Here is a 19,945-nt window from a genome sequence, read left to right as displayed (position 1 = left end):
CAACTTCTAAATCAGTTTAAAATAGCTTAAAATTGCTCTGGTTTGAGCATATGATTTAGCACTAATATCCGCAATTAAATTCAATAATTTAGATTGTTTGGGAATTTTACAATTTGGGATATCAAGCATCACTTGTGATTTAGCATATTGACGACAAGCTTCCCAATCAAATTTCCAAATATCTTCCATCCAAAAGCGATGCAATCCGTATTTATGGAAGTAATGAAGAACTTCAAAATCGTAATAGTAATATTTTTGCTTGAGAATTGTATGCATATCAATTCCCTGTTCTTCCCAGCTTGTAAACCATTCATTGGGAGCAGTTTCGACATTACCAAGCTTCAAGTAATCCTGTTTTGAGGTATAACGAGACCTTCTACCAATGGTATTACCAACTTCCAATACATTCTCGATAACACTATACATGCGAATTTTTGAAGCATGTGCATCCAAACGAGTTAGAGCATAGTGCAGAATTTTAATATCATGAATATGCAACCTTGTAGCATATTCCGGCATGGGAATTCTGACGCTATGAATAGATTGTGGTTGATGTTCGGCTCCATCATCAACATAACCAAGAGGTGTCAGAATACCAGTTCTGATACATTGATGGGTTGTGATAAATAAATCTGGTTTTTCAAAAAATAATACTGTTCCTGGCTTGGCTTCAAGAATTTTTTGCCAGCTTTGGGTTTTGATGGCATTAGCAGCTAATATTTCATCAGCATCCAAAGCCAAGATTATTTTATGTTCTAATATTAACTCTCTTGCTGTCCGAATTAACAATAGCTGTCGTTCGGCTTCGTTGAATTTTTCTGATTTATTTTCTATTAAGATAACTTTTGGATATTTTTTACAAATAGCTTGACTGCCATCTGTGGAATTTTGGTCAGCGATAATGATGTAATCAGCAAATTGACTAGTAACAGATAAGAAGCGGTCTAAAATCCATGCTTCATTTTTGACAGGTGTAATAACTACAATTTTTGGTGTTTGGCTGTGCATTATTGATTTTTGTGTTTTAATAATTGACAAAAATAAAAGCTTGTATCTTCTCTTTATTTTCCTCTCTTCGCGCTCTTTACGGTTCGTTGAAAAAATATAGAGTAAGGAACCGCGAACTACACAAAGTACACAAAGAAAAGAATGATTAAGAAAAATTTTGTATCAGTTATTTCCTTGATTGAGCATGGAATTCAGCGATAGTTCTTTCGTAAATTTTTTCTAGCTGTTGAACGTGAACATCGATAGTAAATTCCTTTTGGAACCAAGCTTGACCTTCTTCACCCATATGTCGGCTTTTTTGATAGTTTGATGCTAGTTCGTTGATGGCAGCAGCTAATTGTTGAATATCATTTGGTGTTACAAGAATACCCGTTTCGCCATCTCGCATATGTTCTGGTATTCCACCAACTGCACTGGCAATTACAGCACGATAACGAGCGTAGCCTTCTAGAGTTACAAGACCGGCTGGTTCGGGCCAAACGCTAGGAAAAACCACGGCAAAGCACTGTTGATAAAGTGCTTCTAACTTGTCGCCATTACACCAGCCATGCCAAGTAATGCGATCGCTTAACCCCATCTGATGTGCTAATTTTTCCATAGCTGGCTTACCCCAACCATCACCAGCTATATCGAGATGAATTTGCGAATCGGTTTTTGCTAAAGCTTTAATTAGCCATTCAATGCCTTTGTAAGGAACGATGCGACCAGCAAACAAAATTCGCTGATTTTGATGAGTTTCCCAACTTAAAGGTGCAGTAGCACTCTTAGGTGACTGAACACCACAGCGGAGTGTGAACACTCGCTCAGGCGATAAACCACTCATAATGACTTGCTGTCGCACATAATCACTATTAGCAATTACAGGAATTTTGAGTTTTTTCAGTATTTCCAAAGGATGGTAAGCATTCCACCAGTCTTGAAGAATATTTTGCGGTCGGCGGCTACCACAAGCATCGATTAAATGTCCCCAAGTACATCCTAAAAAGTTCATAGGGCGATCGCAAAGTCTGCCGCGATCTGCTAAATATTTTGTACCGCTAGGACAGTAACTAGAGTGATTGTGCAGAGTAAATATTGCCGGACATTCCAGGCGCAAATCCATTAACATATCTGGATCGTGAACGTGCAGCAACTCAAACTGACTTTGATCGACATTTTTCAAGTCAGCGATTGTACGATGACTGATTCCAGGAATTTGAGAAAATACTAAAGAAGCTATATAAGTCTCAATACCACCGCCTCCTCTAATATCAGCTTGAGAGCAGTGACAAATCATTTTTCGGTCGAGTAGTTGATAATTCATATAAAATTTGTTTACTTAACTTAAAGACCTACATTCATCCAAAATTTATGTCTGACATCATTAACGTAATGTCTTAAAGCAATATTTTTACCAGCAAATCTATCTGGATAAATGAACTGATCTTCTACATTCAGTACATATTGCTCTGAACACAGAGGCTTACCCTGATTGTGATGCATTGTTAAATGCACTATTGTTTGTTCGGTAAAATAACTAGGTATTTCTTGAAGTTTTACTAAACGTTTAATAGCAAAACTCCAATCTAATTGATGCCTAAATATAATAAATCCTCCATTAACAGGATTTAATTTTTCGGTATCATCGTAAATAATTCGCTCGTCTACTGATAAAGAGCAATCAGGTAGATAAAAAGAGTATTTAGTATTGGAATTAGCTAACTTAATTAAGTCACTTCCGCCTGGGAAAAATAAAATATCTGAGTCTGTATAGATAGTTGTACCATTTACAGGAATCGACATTAAAGCCGCTAACTTTTTACCCATAGGATGAACTCTGGCATAATCAGAAACACATTGAGGCAAATCTGTTTTCAACAGTTTCTTTAAGGGAATTACTTCAACACAAGGATGGATGCGGCACAGTAAATTGCAGCTAGAGGCTGTGTAACTTCCATCAGAAATTACAGTGAATGTATCTGGAATACCAACATGGCGGATGAATGAGCGAATACTTGCTACTTGTTCTGGTAAATCTCGCTCGCATGAAAAAGTGTAAACATTAATTGGCACATTGCGAGTTGTTTGGATGGGGAAACTAGCTATCTGAGCTAGTGCTGCTTTATATAGTTGACGATTAACTCTTCCTTGAACTCTAGCAGAGTGGTAACTTACATTTACCATTGATTTTTACCTTGTAAAACTATTAGGAGGATGAGTAGACGCTCCCGACGCAGAGAATAACAACTGACCAATCTAGAGACGCGATTAATCGCGTCTCTACCTACTAATGATTAACTCGCTTGTCCCATTTCGTATTGCATTTTGTGATATTCCCAGAGCTTTCCTTGACAGTCGAGTAACTCTTGATATTTGCCCTGTTCTACTATGCGTCCTTGTTCTAGGACGACAACTTTATCTGCTTTGGCGATGGTAGAAAGACGGTGAGCGATCGCAATTACTGTTCGACCGACGGAAAGCTGTTCTAATGATTCCTGAATTAAGCGCTCGGTTACGGAATCTAAGGCGCTGGTAGCTTCATCCAAAATCAGAATTTCTGGGTCGCGTAGCAAAGCTCGTGCGATCGCAATTCGCTGGCGTTGACCTCCAGATAACCGCACGCCCCGATCCCCTAATTGGGTATTAAAACCTTCGGGCATTTCTTCAATAAATTGAAGTGCGTTTGCTAGTCGCGCAGCTTCTCGAATTTCTACTTCACGCGCTCCCCGCGTTCCATAAGCAATATTATTCGTGACGGAAGTGTTAAAAATAAATGTATCTTGACTGACAACGGCTATTCTGCGTCGCAGCGAATTGATGTCAAATTCTCGCACATCAACTCCATCAATCAACACACTACCTTCTGTGGGATCGTAAAATCGGGGAATTAAATCAATTAATGTACTTTTACCTGCACCAGTCGCCCCAACTAGCGCCGTTGTTTTGCCATTTTCAATGCTCAAGGTAACATTATTTAGCACTAAACTCTGAGGCTCGTAGCCGAAATCCACAGATACTATATCAATGGAATGCTTGAACCCATTAAATTTTAGTTTGCCATTTGCTAAATACGTTTTATTGTCAGTTCTTACCAGTTCTTTAATATTATCTGCTGATCCTTGTAGTGTACTTAAATGCGCTCTAGTACCGTTAATATCTTGGACGATTGGCACAACCCGAAAAAGTACAAAAAAGAATGTCAGCAAAGAAGCAACTTGTAAAGTTCCATTGACAACAAAAACAGTAAACGCAAAAATAATCATGCCAATGAGAATTGTACTAGCTATACTTTCAGCTAAAGGTCTGACAAGTGCCCAGGTTAATACAACTTTAGTTGAAGTATTGACTACTCCATCGCTAGCACTATAAAAACGTTGCCGCTCAAAATCTTGAGTGGCAAATGCTTTCACTGTGCGAATTCCGTTAATGAATTCTATTGCTATTGAGGTAAAGTGACCGTTAGCTATTGAAGTGCTAAAACTCGTTTCTCTGGCTCGTTTATTTAGTGTTGATAAGCCCACTCCCACAAGTGTAAATAGAAAGAAAGAAGTAATTGAAAGCTGCCACGATAGCCAAAACATAGAAATAAAGTAGACAAAGGCTGTCATGACTCTAGTCATCAAAAAGGCAGAACCACTGAATAACTGTTTTACTCTCTCAATTTCAGTTGTAATAGTATTAATTAACTCGCCAGAACGAGTTTTAGCAAAGTAACTTAATGGTAATCCTTGCAACTGTTCAAAAATTTGTTTACGCAAGCGATCGGCTAGGTGTAGTTGAGCCATTTCAGTGTACACCTGTGCTAAGTAATTGAAAGCAGCTCGCATCCAAGTACTCAACAAAATTAGAAAAGATATTCGATAAAGTCTATTAATAGCCGAAGTATTAGCAGCTAATATCCAGATATCAAACCAAGTAAACCCTGTGCGAATTGGTTCGGCGTTGGGAGTAGTTAAACTTTGTAAAAAGGAAAGTAAAAATCCAATACTAAACCCTTCAAATGTTGCCGCTAACAATGAAAATACTAAAGCAAGAATCGTAATTTTTTTGAAGTGTTGAAATTCTTGCAATATCAAGTAGTTTTTTTGCCAAAAGCGAGTAGCTTTGATTAAATTACTTAGTGGTTGAGGAAGTTGAACAATCATGAGTAATTTTGAACAAGATTTTAGCTAGCAATTCAGATAGGCAATACTAATTCGTAATTAATAAATTTAGATTCTATCTGTGGTTTTTGGGTTGAATTTGTAGGAACGCAATACCTTACGTCCCTACTAGTTAAATTAAATTGGTAGGCGGGAGATTATAATGTTTGGCTATCCAAATGCAACAATTCTGAATCTGTTTGTACTTCCCAAGAATTCTGAATTATGGGTAGTTTATTGAGCTGATGTTGTCCTTCTAAACTTAGCTGTATTGCATCTTCCAAAGTCCAACAACGAGAACTTGTCAAACTCATTTCACCTCGCAGCACATTCAATAACTGCGGTAGACCATCCAAACCATATTTACACATCCAATGTCCCAAGGGTGTAATGTTATGATTTGCGGTTGTGTGAAACTTGATAGCCTTAAAAAATTTACCCTGCTCTCCCACATACCATTCATAAGAAAACAGCGATTTTGGCGAGTAAACCTGCGTTAGTACAACTAATCCCAGCATTAACGGACTAACTAAGAGCAACAACACCAAAGCTATAATCCAGTCAATTGTGTGCTGCAACCACCCCAAAGGTTGGTTACTTTGTTTGAATAGTTGATTGGCTGAAGATGTACGGAGAAATGTTGGCTTATGAGCTTGTTCGCACGCCCTAGCCCAAAACCGCAGCGAAGCTTCACCAAGTTTTGGATCTATGCTTACCAATTTAACTGGAGAATGTTTTAAGCATTCAACTAATAATTCTTCGTTATATAGAGAAGGAAGATATGGTTGTTTTTCTTCAGCGCTAGACTTCACCCACAGTTGATTTTGTCGCCACTGGAGCATACAGTATGGAGAGCGATTATTGTGGTGTTGAGCGGTTGCGGTATAGTAATTCTGTAGAGGAGGAATTATTGCAATTGTCATATGTCTTTGGATTTACACAATAGTGAATTGCTGGGCTGACATCAAAGGTTATTAATGCCAAAGACTCGGAATTTAATTCTGTTTTGCTGACACAAGCTGTAGATAATTGCGTGCAAAAATATACAATTTTTAGTTGCTCTCTAGGTAAGTAGTCATCTTTGAAAATTATTTTGCCCAAAGATGTACAAACGACAAATATACGAAGTATATAGTTAGTAAAAAACCTAATATTTCAAGTTTTTTAAGATGGGGATTAGTGCTGGTAGGGAGATGCAGAGGAAAGTGGAAGTCATCCCGTTAATCTATTGCCCCATAACTCCGTACATACGTTTGATTGTGTTTACCTACCTATTGTTTGGATAAACCTGACAGAACTGGGTCACTCTTACCTTTTAGTTATTTGTAAGAAGTTTCAATATAAGAATTCAGGAGCCAGAATGCAGGAGTCAGAACAGTGGAAGAATCAGGAGTTAACTTTACTCATCAATGTGTTGTAATATCAAACCTTCTATCAATTCTGACTTCTGATTGCTGAATTCTTACGTTTCAATATTAAGGATATAAGACTCTGTAGAAATAACGATCCGATTGGACGATTCTTTATTTACTCTTTAAATAGCCAAGGCTTTTCTTAAAGATTATAAAGCTCTCATAAATATACTTACGTTATAGATGATAATAGCATGACTAAATTTTACTTTAAAATAGTTTAATAATTACAAATAATCGGAACTAGCTAATTAAAGCAAAGCGAGAAATTAAGTGTGAATATATATTTTATTGAACTCCAATTAATCAACTGTATAAACATAATTTTTTGTAGAATTGTTGTTTGGAAATATCCCAAAAAGGAGATGTGCGCTCGCCTCTTGAATACGTGCGATCGCACCATCCCCAAACTAACAAAAGCATGAAGTAACTAAAAAGGTTGCAAAACTTTCCTTTTGCCTTCTGCCTTCTGCCTCCTGCCTCCTGCTAATTATTTCTCCACTGCTTGCGGTAGGGCAAATCGATATTGTTTGGGATACTGTACATAGGTACTGCCAGACTTAGATACGCCATTTGCCACAACCCCAATGAGATTTAACTTACTGAGCATACTTGTAGCTTGAACAACCTGAGTGCGAGTCACTCTGCCAATGCTTGCTGCTAGTACCACGCTACGACAAGATGATGCTGTGAGCATGGCATCCACCAGCCCAAGAACTGGCGAAGCATCTATAAGTACCAAATCATAGTTCTCCTCAAATGCTGCCATCAATTGCGTCATTCGTGGCGAACTCAAAAGATTTGCTGGGTCAGCAGGCCTCGGCCCGGCAGTCAAAATATCAATATAAGCTGAACCTGAAGATTGAATACTAATCTGATTGGGCAGAGTAATATCACTAGCTAGTAGAGTTGAAAGTCCTTGTTCGTTAGGAAGATTCAGCTGTTCGTGCAGGCTAGGGTCGCGTAAGTTGGCATCAATCAGTAGTACTCGTTTGTGTAAACGAGCAGCACTCATTGCTAAACCCAATGCTAAAGCTGACTTACTCTCATCAGCCAACGCCGAAGTAATCATCAAAGATTTCAAGCTGGGAACAGAATTCATCAGCTCGATATTTTTATAAATCAGATCCAGCGATTCCCAACGTGGAGGAGATTGCAACACTTCAACTGTCCAAGGAGCCAAGACTTCTGGCTTCCCAAAAGGCAACTTGATGACTGATTCTCTGCTTCTGGCTGGGGGTAGCTTGGGAGTCGTGCCCAACAAAGGTAAAGGAACCTGCTTCTCTAACTCGGCAGTGGTATGAACAGAATCATCAGCAGCTTCCCGAATGAAGGCGGCAATGCCTCCCAACATCAACCCAACTACCGCACCCAACAAGAGGTTTTGCTTGAGATTAGGCCCTAACTGCGTACCTTTTTGAGGTTCTTCCACAACTTCCCAATTAAATCCACCTTTGGCAAGTTCTTGGCGCAATTGTTGTTCTGCGCGCAAAAGCTGCTCTAACCTTTCCCGGCTAAATTGTAACTGCGGTAGTATCCGATTGTAATAAGCCAACAAAGGCGGAAAGCGTTTGATTTCAGCACGCAGTTGATTTTCTTTTTGTGCCAAAGTTTGATCGCGGGCACTTAAAGCAACAAGAGATGTCTGCGTTTCTACTAACTGACTGGCAAGAGTGAGATCGATTTGACCGAACTGTCCTTGTTCGAGGAGAGGCTGTTTGGAACCGAATACATCAACAGATTCTACACCTAAAGTTCTGCCTACCTCTTGTTGTAATAATTCTTTTTGGCTTTGAAGTTGGTCTTTGAGCTTTTGCACGCTCGGAGTTGCATCCGTAAAGCGCAAGCGTTCTTGAGCTAGGGCTAGTTCTGTTTTTTGAATTTCGTTGAGTAAACCTTGGTAGCGAGTAGACTGACTCAGCCGCGAAGCTACTAAGGCATTTCGTGGAGAACGATTAAGTTGTTCTTCCAAAGATTTTTGGCGCGCCACACCTTCTTCATATTCAGAACGAGTTGCACGGCGATCCTGCTGAATTTTATTCAAAGCGTCTTCCAGCGCTTTTGCCTGTAACTCCGGATCGATTAAATTTTGGTTGCGGCGAAATCGTTGGAGGTTTGTTTCAGCTGCATTGACTTCATCACTGGCTTTGCTTAACTGTTCCCTAATAATTTGCAGACCTTTTTGTAAACGCGAATCTTGCTGTTGTTTGTTATATTCCACATAAACTTGCCGAATGGCGCTCAGAACTTTCTGTGTCTTGTCTGGGTCTGTATCGGTATAGTCTACATGGAAAATCTTCGTGGCAACATTATCTTCTTTTGTCCTTAATTGATCTAAGGCTAAAGCGTTTTTAATTTCGTCTACAGTGATGTTGGGATATTCAGAATGAAGTTTATCAACAGCTTTTTGGATGAGTCCCGAACTTTGCATCAGATTCAACTGAGTTGCAGTATCTATCTCAACATCGGGCTCTGTAAACTGGCTTTCTATCCCAGTTCCTTCTTTTTTACCTTGATAATTAGGTTCTACGAGCAACTGCATTGAGCTTTTATATGTAGGTTGCGTTCTAGCAGTTACGAAAGCTGCGATCGCTATTGAAGCAATAAATGCTGCTAAGAACCAAGGAAATCTGCGAATAAATACTGCAAATATTTGTCCATAACCAGCTTCTGGCTCAGAAACTGTATTTGGACTGGGATTTAGACTTTGAACCACGTTTATTATCCTTCTGGGCGAGACGCTGCGCGAACAGCAAAAGTTAAGTAGCTGACAAGTCTTATGTACATCAGCACTGATGAGGGGGCAGGGGAGCAGAGGGGCAGAGAGAGGGGAAAAATTACAATTGACAACTGACCACTGACAACTGACTCCTAATTACAAGTTTGATTAATAATTTTCTCAACCTTGGTAAAAAATACTTGCTCCGAAAAATTGTTCACTGCATGATTACGAATATTTTCATAATTCCAAGCTATTTGTCCGGACTCTAATAGTGCAGCTTGCAAAGATTCGGGTGTTTGTCTTTTAAAAAATACTCCTGTTTGGCCGTGTATTTGTGTATCTAATACGCCACCTGCTCCATAGGCAATAACTGGTGTTCCACTCGCATTTGCTTCTACCGGAACTAATCCATAGTCTTCTAAGGCTGCGACTATGACGGATTTAGCTTTAGAAAATAAGTCTTTGCGCGCTTTATCGCTAACATGTCCTAAGAATTCAATATTATTTAATGCTTTGGATTTTAAGCGTTCTTTTTCTGGCCCATCACCTGATATTAATAATCGCCAACCCAGCCAATTAAAAGCTTCGACTATTATATCCAGACGCTTATAGCTAATCATTCTGGCCGAGGCCAGATAATATTCGTCTTTTGTCTGGGAAAAAACAAAGTTACTGGTATCAATTGGATAGTTAACTACAATTGCTGGTTTACCATAAATACTTTGAATGCGACGAGCAACAACGCTGGAATTAGCAATGTAAAGGTCGGGTTCCTGTGCGTATTTCAGGTCTACCTTCCTCATCAGTTGAAAAATCTTTTCTATCAAAGGTGCAAAATATCTATAGTCTCCATACTCCCGTAAATATGTTGCTGTATCCCACAAAAAACGGGTAACGTTATGACAAAAACAAATGTGTTGTGCATCTGGGCGTTTTCGTACTGCTTTAGCAAAGCTGGTGCTACTGCTAACAATCAAATCGTAGTCTTGCAAATCCAAGGCGCGAAAGGCAGGAAAATAAAAAGGAGCCATTAATCTAAAATACTTAGCTGCACCAGGAATTTTTTGTAAGCAAGTCGTTTTGATTATCCGCTCGCCCATATCAATAGTTTTTTGCGGATCGTATAGAGAAGTAAAAATATCCGCTTGGGGGTAGCGCTTACAAAGCAATTCAAATACGCGCTCTGCTCCACCGCGCTGGGTCAAGTAATCATGGACTAGAGCAATTTTCATAGGCTCGATTTAATGTGCATCTGAATTTAGTTTGAACACTTCCCAGCAAGTTCCGATGAGAAACTTCAGTGTTTTGGAGTATAAATATTCTTTTTATAGAGATTATTTGAGCGCAATAATCCCTAGAAATATCTGTTGAGGGATGACGGATGGCTGAGTGGTTTGTTGTTTGTAGGGTAGGCATCATCAATGCCCACCCTATTTTTTCCCAAATCGAGAGAGTTATTAGTGCTGATTGAAAAAGTATTGGATACTACCCAACAGTTGCGAGAATTTTCTCTGGAGCAAAATAAGCATTTTGTTCGGCTCTCAGTTGGTCGCACAATCTGCCTTCAGGCAACTCTACATCATCGTAAGTGAGGACGCGATCGCGCTTAATATCTCTTTTCAGACGGCATCCTTCGGCTAAACCCATTGGTAAAAGTTTTTGCTCTTGGACAATGTTGGAATTTTCACACTGTCCATAGGTCATGTAGTAGCCGATGCCATCGAGAGTTTCTCCGGCTTTCAAGTCGATTTTGGCTGTGGTGACTACATCTACTAACGGGCCTGCTAGTGGAGACATAACTGCATCACCAAACAGTACAGCACGAGCAACAGATAGTGGGACTTCAAAATGACACAGATGATAGGGAGTATAGAAGCTGTAGAGGGGGCCTTCACCTAACTTGTATAAGTTGAGGTAATGGCGCTGTTTGGGGTCGTCGTGAGTGGCAAATACGAACACACCAGGGCCGGGTTTTGCACCAACTACATAATCGACAATACCACCTAGTTGCTTGAGTTGTTCCACGTCATACATTTGGGTCATCTCATCGACATGATCGGTGAAGTCATATCCCAACATTCCCCGCTTGGCAACTTTCATTCCTGTGGCATTGGCAACGATCGCTTGCTCGAAAGAAATTTTCGTTCCGTCAGCAAAGCTTGTCACCATGTGGGCCTTTTGACCCCAGCGTTTCGCAAATCCTTCCTGGGTAGTCGGATTGCGATAGGGGTCTTGGAGTCCTTTAATGTTACCGCACAATAGCGGAATCAGACCAATACTTTTGACAAATCGGTAAAGATTCATCTGTACCCCTGGCTGGTCGCCATCACAAGCGCTGAGAATCACTCCGGCTTTGTCGGCATAGACTTTGAGGATGGGGCCGATAGTGCCGTCGAGTTCGGCATTCATCATAATGACATGCTTGCCATGAGCGATCGCTTCCATGACAATATGAGCGCCAAATTCCACTGCGCCTGTAACTTCAATAATGGCTTCGATGCCTTCGGCGTTGCACAGCAATTTAGCATCTTCGGTGACTGCATACTTGCCTTGAGCGATCGCATCTTCTAGTTTGCTAGCAGTCGCTACAACTTGAATATCTTCAATTCCAGCTTCTATATAAGCTTGTTTAGCAGCATCAATTTGACGGTTAGAGATAGCAACCAACTCCATTCCTGGAACTGAATTAATAATCTGATTGGCAATACCTCGACCCATAAAACCAGCACCGATCATCCCCACTTTGATCGGATTTCCTGCTGCCGCACGTGCTTGTAAAGCCTTATCAACAATAATCATTATGTCTAAATTCCTCTGTTATTTATTTAATTCAATAGTCAGTTGTCAGTTGTCAGTTGTCAGTGGTTAGTTGTCATTTTCTCTCACTCCCGCACTTTCCCCATCTCCCTCTGCCCCTCTGCCTTCTTATATCGTTACTTCTATAGGATCTGGAGTGCCAATAGGAATAGTTTCTAACAACGGCCAATTTAAATCTTTCTCAGAAATTTCAGTTACTTCTATAGGCCATTCAATATTAAAGAAGGGGTCATCATAGCGAAGTCCCTGCTCATATCCTGGTGTGTAAAATTCACCAACTTGATAGACAACTTCAGTGTCATCTGTGAGTGCTTGATAACCGTGAGCAAACATTTCTGGCACATACAAAGCGCGACGATTTGCTGCTGTTAATTCCACACCAATATGTGATAAAAAGGTCGGAGATTCGGGGCGCATATCAATAATTACATCATAAATAGCGCCCTTAATGCAGCGAACTAATTTTGTTTCTGCCGCTGGACTTAGCTGATAATGCATTCCCCGCAATGTGCCTTTGATGTAGTTAAAAGACAGGTTACATTGAGCAACTACAGGCTTTAAACCATGTGCTTCAAATTCTTGAGCGCAGAAAGCACGAGCAAAAAAACCACGGCGATCGCGTTTTTCTTCTAAATCAATGATGAATGCATCTTGGAGTTCTGTGGAGGTAAAAATCATGGATACCTTTAATATGAATGTTGAGTAGAGAAAATACTTGATAACTGTTTAGCTTTTACAGTAGAAAACTTACTAAACAGGAACTTTAACTGCTTTTGGTCTGGCGAAAGTATCATCCCAATATTGCGTACAAAGTTCTGGTCGCTTGGGAGGGTTGGCGGTGTATACAAAAAATAGCGCCGACCGTTCTTGCGAACGTAGAGTGCCATGATGTAAAGCAGTTCTGGGGTCTGTAATAATCACTGTACCTGCTTTTCCCGGACAAGATTTCCAAGCTGATGCTGGAATAATTTCTTTTAGTTGTGCATCATTGATGCCTAAATATCCTGATTGCCATAGCTTGTAATCAATTCGATAAGAATTCAAAGCCGGGAAAGAAGTTAAAGATAGCGGAATGTATTCAAAAGGGCCGTGCTTTTCTTCAACATCAGTCAAATAAATGATGACTTTAACCATCTTGCGGTCTTCAGAATCTTTATGCCATAACAGCGTGCCAAACTGATGTTGATTGGAAAAATCTTTGCGGAGATGTACGCCTTGAAAAGCGACGGGAAGACCGATGTAATTTTCAACGATATCTAATAGCCTTTTTTCATTTCCCCAAGTAGCAAATTCTGGTAAATCTGTAACTGTATAAATTTGCGGCAGTTTTTGGGTTTGGTTGCTATCATTTGCTAACATTTCAGACATTTGCTTGTTAGCAGAATTGAGCAAGTTGGAGGTAGATGAAAATCCTAGTTCAGCGAGTGTTGTAACGTAAACTCCCTCCGTTTTGAGAGTATCAACAATTAGGCGATCGCCTTTTGTTAATGCAGGTAAATTTTTCCGATGCTGCCGCAGTGCTAATCTATAACCTAACTCAGATTTCAATGTCAATATTTTATCTTGTAACATCTTTCACACAGGATGACTGACTTATTTGGTTAAGGTAGTTAATGTACTTAATCTAGTTTCTTCAGATTTTAGATAAAACTCTGGTTTAGGATAAGAATCGTCCCAGAAATGAGTACAAAGTTGTGGTTGTTTAGGGGGGTTAGCAGTGTAAGCAAAAAATAGTGTTGACCGCTCTTGAGTGCGAAGAGTCCCATGATGTAAAAGTCGTCTTGTATCAGCAATAATGACTGTACCTGCTTTTCCAGGACAAGATTTCCAAGCTGATTTGGGAACAATTTGGTTTAGTGTTTCATCGTTGATTCCTCCAGAATTCTTAATCTTATTTTTAATTCGATAATAGTTAAGTGTATATTTGGAGGTCAGATGTGAGGGCACGTATTCAAAAGGCCCGTGCTTTTCTTCTACATCATTTAAGTAAACCATTATTTTGATAACTCGGCGGTCTTCTATATCTCTATGCCATAGCAATGTGGCAAACTGATTTTTGTTAGCAAAATCTTTGCGGAGATGTACGCCATGATAGGCAACAGGAAGACCAATATAATTTTCAATGATATTGAACAGCCTTTGTTCTTTTCCCCAGTTATAAAATTCTGGTAAATCTGTGACTATGCAAATTTCAGGCGGATTTTCGCCCGAATCATCATAGTTAGCTTTTCCCATGCTTGGTAATAAACTATGAGCAGCATCAAGCAATTCGGAGGTAGAAGTAAATCCTAATTCGGCAAGGTTTGTAATGTAAATACTTTTGCTTTTGAGAGAATCAAGAATTATGCGATCGCGTTCTTCTATTGGTGGTAAATTTTTCGTATGTTGCCACAGATTGACTCGATAATTCAACTCATAATTAAAGTATGAAACCTTATCTTTAATATTCATAATCATGCTATAACTACCTATTTTTGATTATAAATTGATTGAGCGATCGCTACCCTGACGAGAACGTATTTCTTGACTAGCTGGTTCGTTAACTTCAGCAATTTTCAACTCTTTGAAAGCCATAACATCAAAAGCAGAAATACTGACTAAAGCTAAAAAAGGAACTACTGTCTTGATAGCAGATACAGGCCATCTTCTCAAAGCACCTAAGAAAACTTTCCAGCTAACATCTTTGGAGTTTTGTAAAAGCATTCGTCTACAAAACTGCTTAGAATATCCACTTTCCTCAAGTTTTAAAATAACTTCAGGTATATGTTTGTATTGCATTAAAAGTGCAGATTTTGGCTCTTTCTGCCAATAACTCACACCTACAATACATTCTAAATAGGTTTCTTTAGTGACAATGACACTGCCATTAGCAGCACAATAACCAGCCAAGTATGCTAAAGATATCCAATTACTTGCAGCATCTAGCCAAATTTGCAAGGCACGTTTCACTAAGTCGGTACGGTAGACAGTAGCAGTGAGAAAAATTACTGCACCGACACTTTTAGAAAAACAATGTTCAAATATGGCTTTGCCATCACCACAAGCATCTTCACTGTCAGCATCAAACCAGCGGTTCCCAACTATTGTTGGTGGATGTACTGCTTCACCAGTAATTTTATTTTTTCCAGAAAAATTAAGAAATAATAATGATAAATCTTCATGTTGTTTAATTTTATCGATTACATAAGTGATAGCTCTATTCTGAATTGGATCGTCATCGCCAATTGTCCAGACATACTTTGTTGTGGCTGAATTTAGGCAGTACATAATATTTCGCATTACGCCTAAATTCTCCGGATTTTTGTTCACCTTAAAGGTAAAATCGCTCAGAATTTCTTGCCACTTTCTAATTACACACTGAGTATTATCGGTAGAACAATTATCAGAGATTAAAATTTCACACTCAGATTCAAATCCTTTGATGGCTTGAGCTAACCATGCTAACTGTTTATCTAGTAACTCAGCACGGTTATAAGTAGGAATGGCAATGGTCAGTAATTTGTTCATTGTTAAAAGCATCACTTTTGAGGTGCGATTATTCCGAATCAAATATATTTGATTCGGAATATAGAATATAGTTTGAGATGCTATTTAGATAGCCAACCTACTTTTTATTCCAAAAGAAATCTTGATTAATTTGCTGAGTACGAATCAAGTACTCTAGTTGTTTTAACCGCGTAAATCCTCTAAATAAGAAAGTATCTTCAGTCATGTCAATTTGACTGAATAAATCAAATAACTGTCGTGCCCCACGTTGGGCATTCCAATCACATTTGAATCCAGGGAGGACGGTGTTAATTTTCTCGAACGATACTCGGTAGCTGCGGTTATCTGCACCATTATCACCAAAGGACAATTTACAACCAGGAAAAATATCAGCAATAATTTCCGCAATTTCTTTAACGCGATAATTGTTAGTTGTATCTCCGACATTAAAGATTTGGTTGTGTACGATGTCGCGGGGTGCTTCTAAAGCACAGACAATTGCCTTACAAATATCTAGTGCATGAACTAGTGGCCGCCAAGGTGTACCATCGCTAGTCATTTTGATTTCTTTGCTAGTCCATGCCAAACCAGCCAAGTTGTTTAAGACAATATCAAACCGCATTCTAGGGGAAGCGCCAAAGGCAGTGGCATTCCGCATAAAAGTAGGAGAAAAATCATCGTCAGCTAATGGTTTGACATCTCTTTCTACGAGAGTTTTACATTCTGCGTAGGCTGTTTGAGGATTGATCGGAGAATCTTCTGTGACATCACCTTCGGTAGCAACACCATAGACACTACACGAAGACATATAGACGAAGCGGCGCACACCCATTGTTTTAGCTAAATTAGCCAAACGAACTGAACCTAGATGATTAATTTCGTAGGTGATATTAGGTGCTAATTGTCCGGTGGGGTCGTTGGATAGTTCCGCCATGTGAACTACTGCCTCGACACCTTGCAAATCTTCAGGGGTGATGTGACGAATATCTTTGTTAAGAGTCTTGGCTGTGACTTCAGTACCGTTGTACAACCAACCTACTTTATAGAAACCCGTATCTACGCCAATAACTTCATGTCCTCGTTCGATTAACAGAGGAGGTAATAAAGAACCTAGATAGCCTTCTGTTCCAGTTACCAATACTTTCATTGCAATCCAATCCTCTGTGTTTAAAAGTGCTGAGTATCGAGCAGAAAGATGCTCATGTGTTGTTACTTACAACAACACACGGTATGTTTTGCTGACTTAGTTAAATGCGATTTCTTTGAGCAATTACCTTAGCAGGTATGCCGACTGCTATTGAGTAAGGAGGAATATCTCTATTGACAACTGCTCCAGCTCCGATGACACTGCCACGACCGATAGTGACACCATCTATGACTGTGACTCCATGACCTAACCAACAGTCGTCCTCTATGACTATTCCTTTTCTGGTAACTCCTTGGTCGCCAATTGTCTGCGATGGATCTGCAAAAATATGGCTGTTACCATAGATGCCAGAATGGGCTGCGATTAGACAGTTTTTACCGATTTTGATGTTGCCATAACCAGTAATGCAGGTATACAAACCGATGTATGTTTTTTCACCAATTTCGATAAAAGAATTTTGTAGCGTACCAATATCAACGCCGCGTTCCAAAGTTACTTCAGAGCCAAGAGTAATCCGATTGTTTTCTGCGCCGAGGCTGTTAAGCCGAACGCCACTGCAAATTTTGACTTTATCTCCTAGCCGGATATTAGAAGTACCATAAAATTTCACATTGGTTTCGATGCAAATAAATCTGCCAAATTGACCAAAAATCTGAGAATACAATAGCTTTCGCAAGTGGACTCCTAAAGCAATTGTCGGCAGATTTCCTAATAGTATAGTTAATAAAACCTCTTTTAGGCGTGCCAATTTGGCAGGAGCGATCGCTGGGTTCAAACTCCCATTGCTTGCCAAGCTATTCATTGTCTATGTCTATAAGTAACTATGCTATGCAGTTACTACTGTCTCAAGATGTGAAAGTTGCGGAATTTGTGCAACGATCGCTTTCCCAATCTCCAGAGAAGAAGTGGCAGCTGGAGAAGGCGCATTGCAAACATGGATGGAATTTTCACCGGGAACGATTAAAAAGTCGTCCACTAGAGAACCATCGTTCATCAAAGCTTGGGCGCGGACTCCCGCATGGGTGGGGACTAAATCCTCGGCTTGGACTTCGGGAATTAGTTGTTGCAAACTTCTAGTAAAGGCGGCTTTACTAAAGGAACGAATGATTTCTTGAATGCCTTCGTCAGCATGTTTGGCTGCCAGTTTCCAAAAACCGGGGTAGGTGATGACTTCGGCAAAATCTTTCAAGTCAAAGTCGGTTTTGGTGTAACCTTCGCGTTTGAGGCTGAGGACTGCATTTGGCCCGGCGTGAACGCTGCCATCGATCATCCGAGTGAAGTGGACACCCAAGAAAGGAAAATCGGGATTGGGAACTGGGTAAATGAGAGTTTTAACCAGATAGCGTTTTTCTGGGGTGAGTTCGTAATATTCTCCCCGGAAGGGGACGATTTTCGCACTTGGTTCAACCCCACCTAATTTAGCAACGCGATCGCTGTGCAATCCGGCACAATTGATGACAAAGCGTGTTTCAAAGTTGCCTTTGTTGGTTTCTAGTACCTGATTGTTTCCACTGGGGGAGATTTTCAGGACTTTTGTATTCAGGCGTAAATCTCCCCCCTGCTGTTGAATTAATTCCGCGTATTTTAAACAAACTTGCTTGTAATTAACAATACCAGTTGAAAATACTTTAATTCCACCTACACAACTAACATGAGGTTCAATTTCTTTAACTTCTTCTGAGCTAATTTTTTGGACTTCTATGCCATTTTCTAAACCGCGTTTGTAGAGGTTTTCTAGGCGCGGTAGCTGTTGTTTGTCGGTTGCAACAATTACCTTACCGCAGATTTCATGCTCAATCCCATACTCTTGGCAGAACTCTACCATTGAGCGACTACCGTCACGACAGAATTTCGCTTTGAAACTCCCTGGCTTATAGTAAATGCCAGAGTGAATCACCCCACTATTATTGCCGGTTTGGTGGAATGCCCAGTTATTCTCTTTTTCTAATACTAAAATTCTGGCACTGGGATAGCGTTTACCTAAAGCCATCCCTGTAGACAGACCAACTATTCCCCCACCGACAATAGCAAAATCATACATTGGTATTATTGCACTCGAAACGACGACACAAAAGTTAGGAGTATAGACGTGATTAATCGCGTCTGTACAATATTTAAGAGACGCGATTAATCGCGTACAAGATTTAGAAGTTAGAAGTTAAATTCAAGTTATAACTCATTACTTACCACTTTTATAACTCATAACTTATTACCACACCTGCCAAGGAGCCTGACCGTTCTTCCACAGGTCTTCTAGATAGTTTTTATCTCTTAAGGTATCCATTGGTTGCCAAAAGCCATGATGCTTGAAAGCAGATAGCTGCTCCATATCGGCTAGCTTTTCTAATGGTTCTTTTTCCCAAACTGTAAAATCATCAGCAATTAAGTTGATTACTTCCGGTTCTAAGACAAAATAACCACCATTAATCCAAGCTCCATCACCTTCGGGTTTTTCCCGAAAGCTGCTGATTTTAGTTTGTTCTTGTCCTAGGGAAATTGCGCCAAAACGTCCTGCTGGTTGAACGGCTGTGAGAGTCGCCAAGCTTCTTTGTTCTTTATGAAAGTTAATTAGCTCTGTGATATTGATATCACTCACCCCATCACCATAGGTAAAGCAAAAAGTATCATTACCAATATGCTCGCAAACTCGCTTTAAGCGTCCGCCTGTCATTGTGTGGTCGCCCGTGTTTACTAAGGTGACACGCCAAGGTTCTGCATATCCAGAATGCACATTCATCTGGTTAAAGCGCATATCAAATGTGACATCTGACATGTGTAAGAAGTAGTTAGCAAAATACTCTTTAATGATGTAACCTTTATAGCCGCAACAGATGATGAAATCATTAATACCGTGGGCAGAGTAGGTTTTCATTATGTGCCAGAGAATTGGTTTACCACCAATTTCTACCATCGGCTTGGGTCTGATACTAGTTTCTTCACTGAGGCGCGTACCAAGCCCTCCAGCCAAAATCACCGCTTTCATTCAATTACCTCGGAGATTTGCAAGGAAATTATTATTTGGAAATTTTCGAGATGAGGAAAATGCACTTGGTAAAGAGAAAAATTTTTCTTGGATGTTGTTTTTCTCCGTACATAATTTAACTAAAATCTATCACCATAATGTAAAGAGCAGGTAAATAAAAATCTTTGATGTGTAAAAGGTTTATGAATATCTATGAAACAAAAATTGCCTAAGTTCAAATAAGTCAAAATAATACCTAATAACTAATTA

Annotated in this window: 16 protein-coding genes; all 16 read right to left on the bottom strand. The window is 39.7% G+C overall.

The annotated features are described in order from the left end of the window. Positions 1 to 6: 6 nt before the first annotated feature. Positions 7 to 1,008, bottom strand: coding sequence for a glycosyltransferase family 2 protein (locus I8752_RS02655; protein WP_214430784.1), 1,002 nt, complete (start codon positions 1,006 to 1,008; stop codon positions 7 to 9). 166 nt (positions 1,009 to 1,174) lie between these two features. After that, positions 1,175 to 2,311 (bottom strand): glycosyltransferase family 4 protein, encoded by a 1,137-nt coding sequence (locus I8752_RS02650; RefSeq protein WP_214430783.1) that lies wholly within the window; start codon positions 2,309 to 2,311, stop codon positions 1,175 to 1,177. Between the two features lie 20 nt (positions 2,312 to 2,331). Further along, complete coding sequence (locus I8752_RS02645) at positions 2,332 to 3,171, bottom strand: hypothetical protein (protein WP_214430782.1); 840 nt, start codon at positions 3,169 to 3,171, stop codon at positions 2,332 to 2,334. A gap of 110 nt (positions 3,172 to 3,281) precedes the next feature. Next, complete coding sequence (gene hepA / locus I8752_RS02640) at positions 3,282 to 5,132, bottom strand: heterocyst formation ABC transporter subunit HepA (protein ID WP_214430781.1); 1,851 nt, start codon at positions 5,130 to 5,132, stop codon at positions 3,282 to 3,284. 155 nt (positions 5,133 to 5,287) lie between these two features. Beyond that, positions 5,288 to 6,052 (bottom strand): heterocyst development glycosyltransferase HepC, encoded by a 765-nt coding sequence (gene hepC, locus I8752_RS02635; RefSeq protein ID WP_214430780.1) that lies wholly within the window; start codon positions 6,050 to 6,052, stop codon positions 5,288 to 5,290. A 979-nt stretch (positions 6,053 to 7,031) separates the two neighbouring features. After that, on the bottom strand, positions 7,032 to 9,257 hold the full coding sequence (locus I8752_RS02630; protein WP_214430779.1) for a GumC family protein: 2,226 nt from the start codon (positions 9,255 to 9,257) through the stop codon (positions 7,032 to 7,034). A 155-nt stretch (positions 9,258 to 9,412) separates the two neighbouring features. After that, a complete protein-coding gene (locus I8752_RS02625) occupies positions 9,413 to 10,495 on the bottom strand; it encodes a glycosyltransferase (RefSeq protein WP_214430778.1) in 1,083 nt (360 codons plus the stop codon). A gap of 253 nt (positions 10,496 to 10,748) precedes the next feature. Beyond that, the gene (locus I8752_RS02620) at positions 10,749 to 12,062 is read right to left on the bottom strand and encodes an NAD(P)H-dependent oxidoreductase (protein WP_214430777.1); all 1,314 of its coding nucleotides are present in this window, start codon (positions 12,060 to 12,062) and stop codon (positions 10,749 to 10,751) included. A gap of 126 nt (positions 12,063 to 12,188) precedes the next feature. Further along, a complete protein-coding gene (gene rfbC, locus I8752_RS02615; protein ID WP_214430776.1) occupies positions 12,189 to 12,758 on the bottom strand; it encodes a dTDP-4-dehydrorhamnose 3,5-epimerase in 570 nt (189 codons plus the stop codon). 72 nt (positions 12,759 to 12,830) lie between these two features. Then, the gene (locus tag I8752_RS02610; RefSeq protein ID WP_214430775.1) at positions 12,831 to 13,652 is read right to left on the bottom strand and encodes a phytanoyl-CoA dioxygenase family protein; all 822 of its coding nucleotides are present in this window, start codon (positions 13,650 to 13,652) and stop codon (positions 12,831 to 12,833) included. Between the two features lie 21 nt (positions 13,653 to 13,673). Beyond that, positions 13,674 to 14,537, bottom strand: a complete 864-nt coding sequence (locus I8752_RS02605) for a phytanoyl-CoA dioxygenase family protein (protein ID WP_214430774.1) — start codon at positions 14,535 to 14,537, stop codon at positions 13,674 to 13,676. Positions 14,538 to 14,558: 21 nt separating this feature from the next. After that, positions 14,559 to 15,587 (bottom strand): glycosyltransferase family 2 protein, encoded by a 1,029-nt coding sequence (locus tag I8752_RS02600; protein ID WP_214430773.1) that lies wholly within the window; start codon positions 15,585 to 15,587, stop codon positions 14,559 to 14,561. A 97-nt stretch (positions 15,588 to 15,684) separates the two neighbouring features. Beyond that, positions 15,685 to 16,713, bottom strand: coding sequence for an NAD-dependent epimerase/dehydratase family protein (locus I8752_RS02595; RefSeq protein WP_214430772.1), 1,029 nt, complete (start codon positions 16,711 to 16,713; stop codon positions 15,685 to 15,687). 100 nt (positions 16,714 to 16,813) lie between these two features. Further along, entirely contained in the window at positions 16,814 to 17,515 is a 702-nt protein-coding gene (locus tag I8752_RS02590) for an acyltransferase (protein ID WP_214430771.1), read from the bottom strand. Between the two features lie 24 nt (positions 17,516 to 17,539). Continuing rightward, positions 17,540 to 18,754 carry an L-2-hydroxyglutarate oxidase gene (gene lhgO / locus I8752_RS02585; protein WP_214430770.1) on the bottom strand — a complete coding sequence of 405 codons (1,215 nt, stop codon included), beginning with the start codon at positions 18,752 to 18,754 and terminating at the stop codon, positions 17,540 to 17,542. Between the two features lie 168 nt (positions 18,755 to 18,922). Continuing rightward, positions 18,923 to 19,696 carry a glucose-1-phosphate cytidylyltransferase gene (gene rfbF / locus I8752_RS02580; protein ID WP_214430769.1) on the bottom strand — a complete coding sequence of 258 codons (774 nt, stop codon included), beginning with the start codon at positions 19,694 to 19,696 and terminating at the stop codon, positions 18,923 to 18,925. Between the last annotated feature and the right edge of the window lie 249 nt (positions 19,697 to 19,945).

The organism is Dendronalium phyllosphericum CENA369 (assembly GCF_016056275.1).
GTDB lineage: Bacteria > Cyanobacteriota > Cyanobacteriia > Cyanobacteriales > Nostocaceae > Dendronalium > Dendronalium phyllosphericum.
Note: the sequence above shows the minus strand (reverse complement) of the source record. Positions and strands in the feature narration are given on the sequence as shown.

Excerpts from the sequence above, each read along its gene's own strand:
- I8752_RS02595 (WP_214430772.1), bottom strand. The coding sequence starts at position 16,713 with ATGAAAGTATTGGTAACTGGAACAGAAGGCTATCTAGGTTCTTTATTA.
- hepC (WP_214430780.1), bottom strand. The coding sequence starts at position 6,052 with ATGACAATTGCAATAATTCCTCCTCTACAGAATTACTATACCGCAACC.
- lhgO (WP_214430770.1), bottom strand. The coding sequence starts at position 18,754 with ATGTATGATTTTGCTATTGTCGGTGGGGGAATAGTTGGTCTGTCTACA.
- I8752_RS02655 (WP_214430784.1), bottom strand. The coding sequence starts at position 1,008 with ATGCACAGCCAAACACCAAAAATTGTAGTTATTACACCTGTCAAAAAT.
- I8752_RS02610 (WP_214430775.1), bottom strand. The coding sequence starts at position 13,652 with ATGTTACAAGATAAAATATTGACATTGAAATCTGAGTTAGGTTATAGA.
- rfbF (WP_214430769.1), bottom strand. The coding sequence starts at position 19,696 with ATGAAAGCGGTGATTTTGGCTGGAGGGCTTGGTACGCGCCTCAGTGAA.
- I8752_RS02605 (WP_214430774.1), bottom strand. The coding sequence starts at position 14,537 with ATGATTATGAATATTAAAGATAAGGTTTCATACTTTAATTATGAGTTG.
- I8752_RS02625 (WP_214430778.1), bottom strand. The coding sequence starts at position 10,495 with ATGAAAATTGCTCTAGTCCATGATTACTTGACCCAGCGCGGTGGAGCA.
- I8752_RS02645 (WP_214430782.1), bottom strand. The coding sequence starts at position 3,171 with ATGGTAAATGTAAGTTACCACTCTGCTAGAGTTCAAGGAAGAGTTAAT.
- I8752_RS02600 (WP_214430773.1), bottom strand. The coding sequence starts at position 15,587 with ATGAACAAATTACTGACCATTGCCATTCCTACTTATAACCGTGCTGAG.
- hepA (WP_214430781.1), bottom strand. The coding sequence starts at position 5,132 with ATGATTGTTCAACTTCCTCAACCACTAAGTAATTTAATCAAAGCTACT.
- I8752_RS02590 (WP_214430771.1), bottom strand. The coding sequence starts at position 17,515 with ATGAATAGCTTGGCAAGCAATGGGAGTTTGAACCCAGCGATCGCTCCT.
- rfbC (WP_214430776.1), bottom strand. The coding sequence starts at position 12,758 with ATGATTTTTACCTCCACAGAACTCCAAGATGCATTCATCATTGATTTA.
- I8752_RS02620 (WP_214430777.1), bottom strand. The coding sequence starts at position 12,062 with ATGATTATTGTTGATAAGGCTTTACAAGCACGTGCGGCAGCAGGAAAT.
- I8752_RS02650 (WP_214430783.1), bottom strand. The coding sequence starts at position 2,311 with ATGAATTATCAACTACTCGACCGAAAAATGATTTGTCACTGCTCTCAA.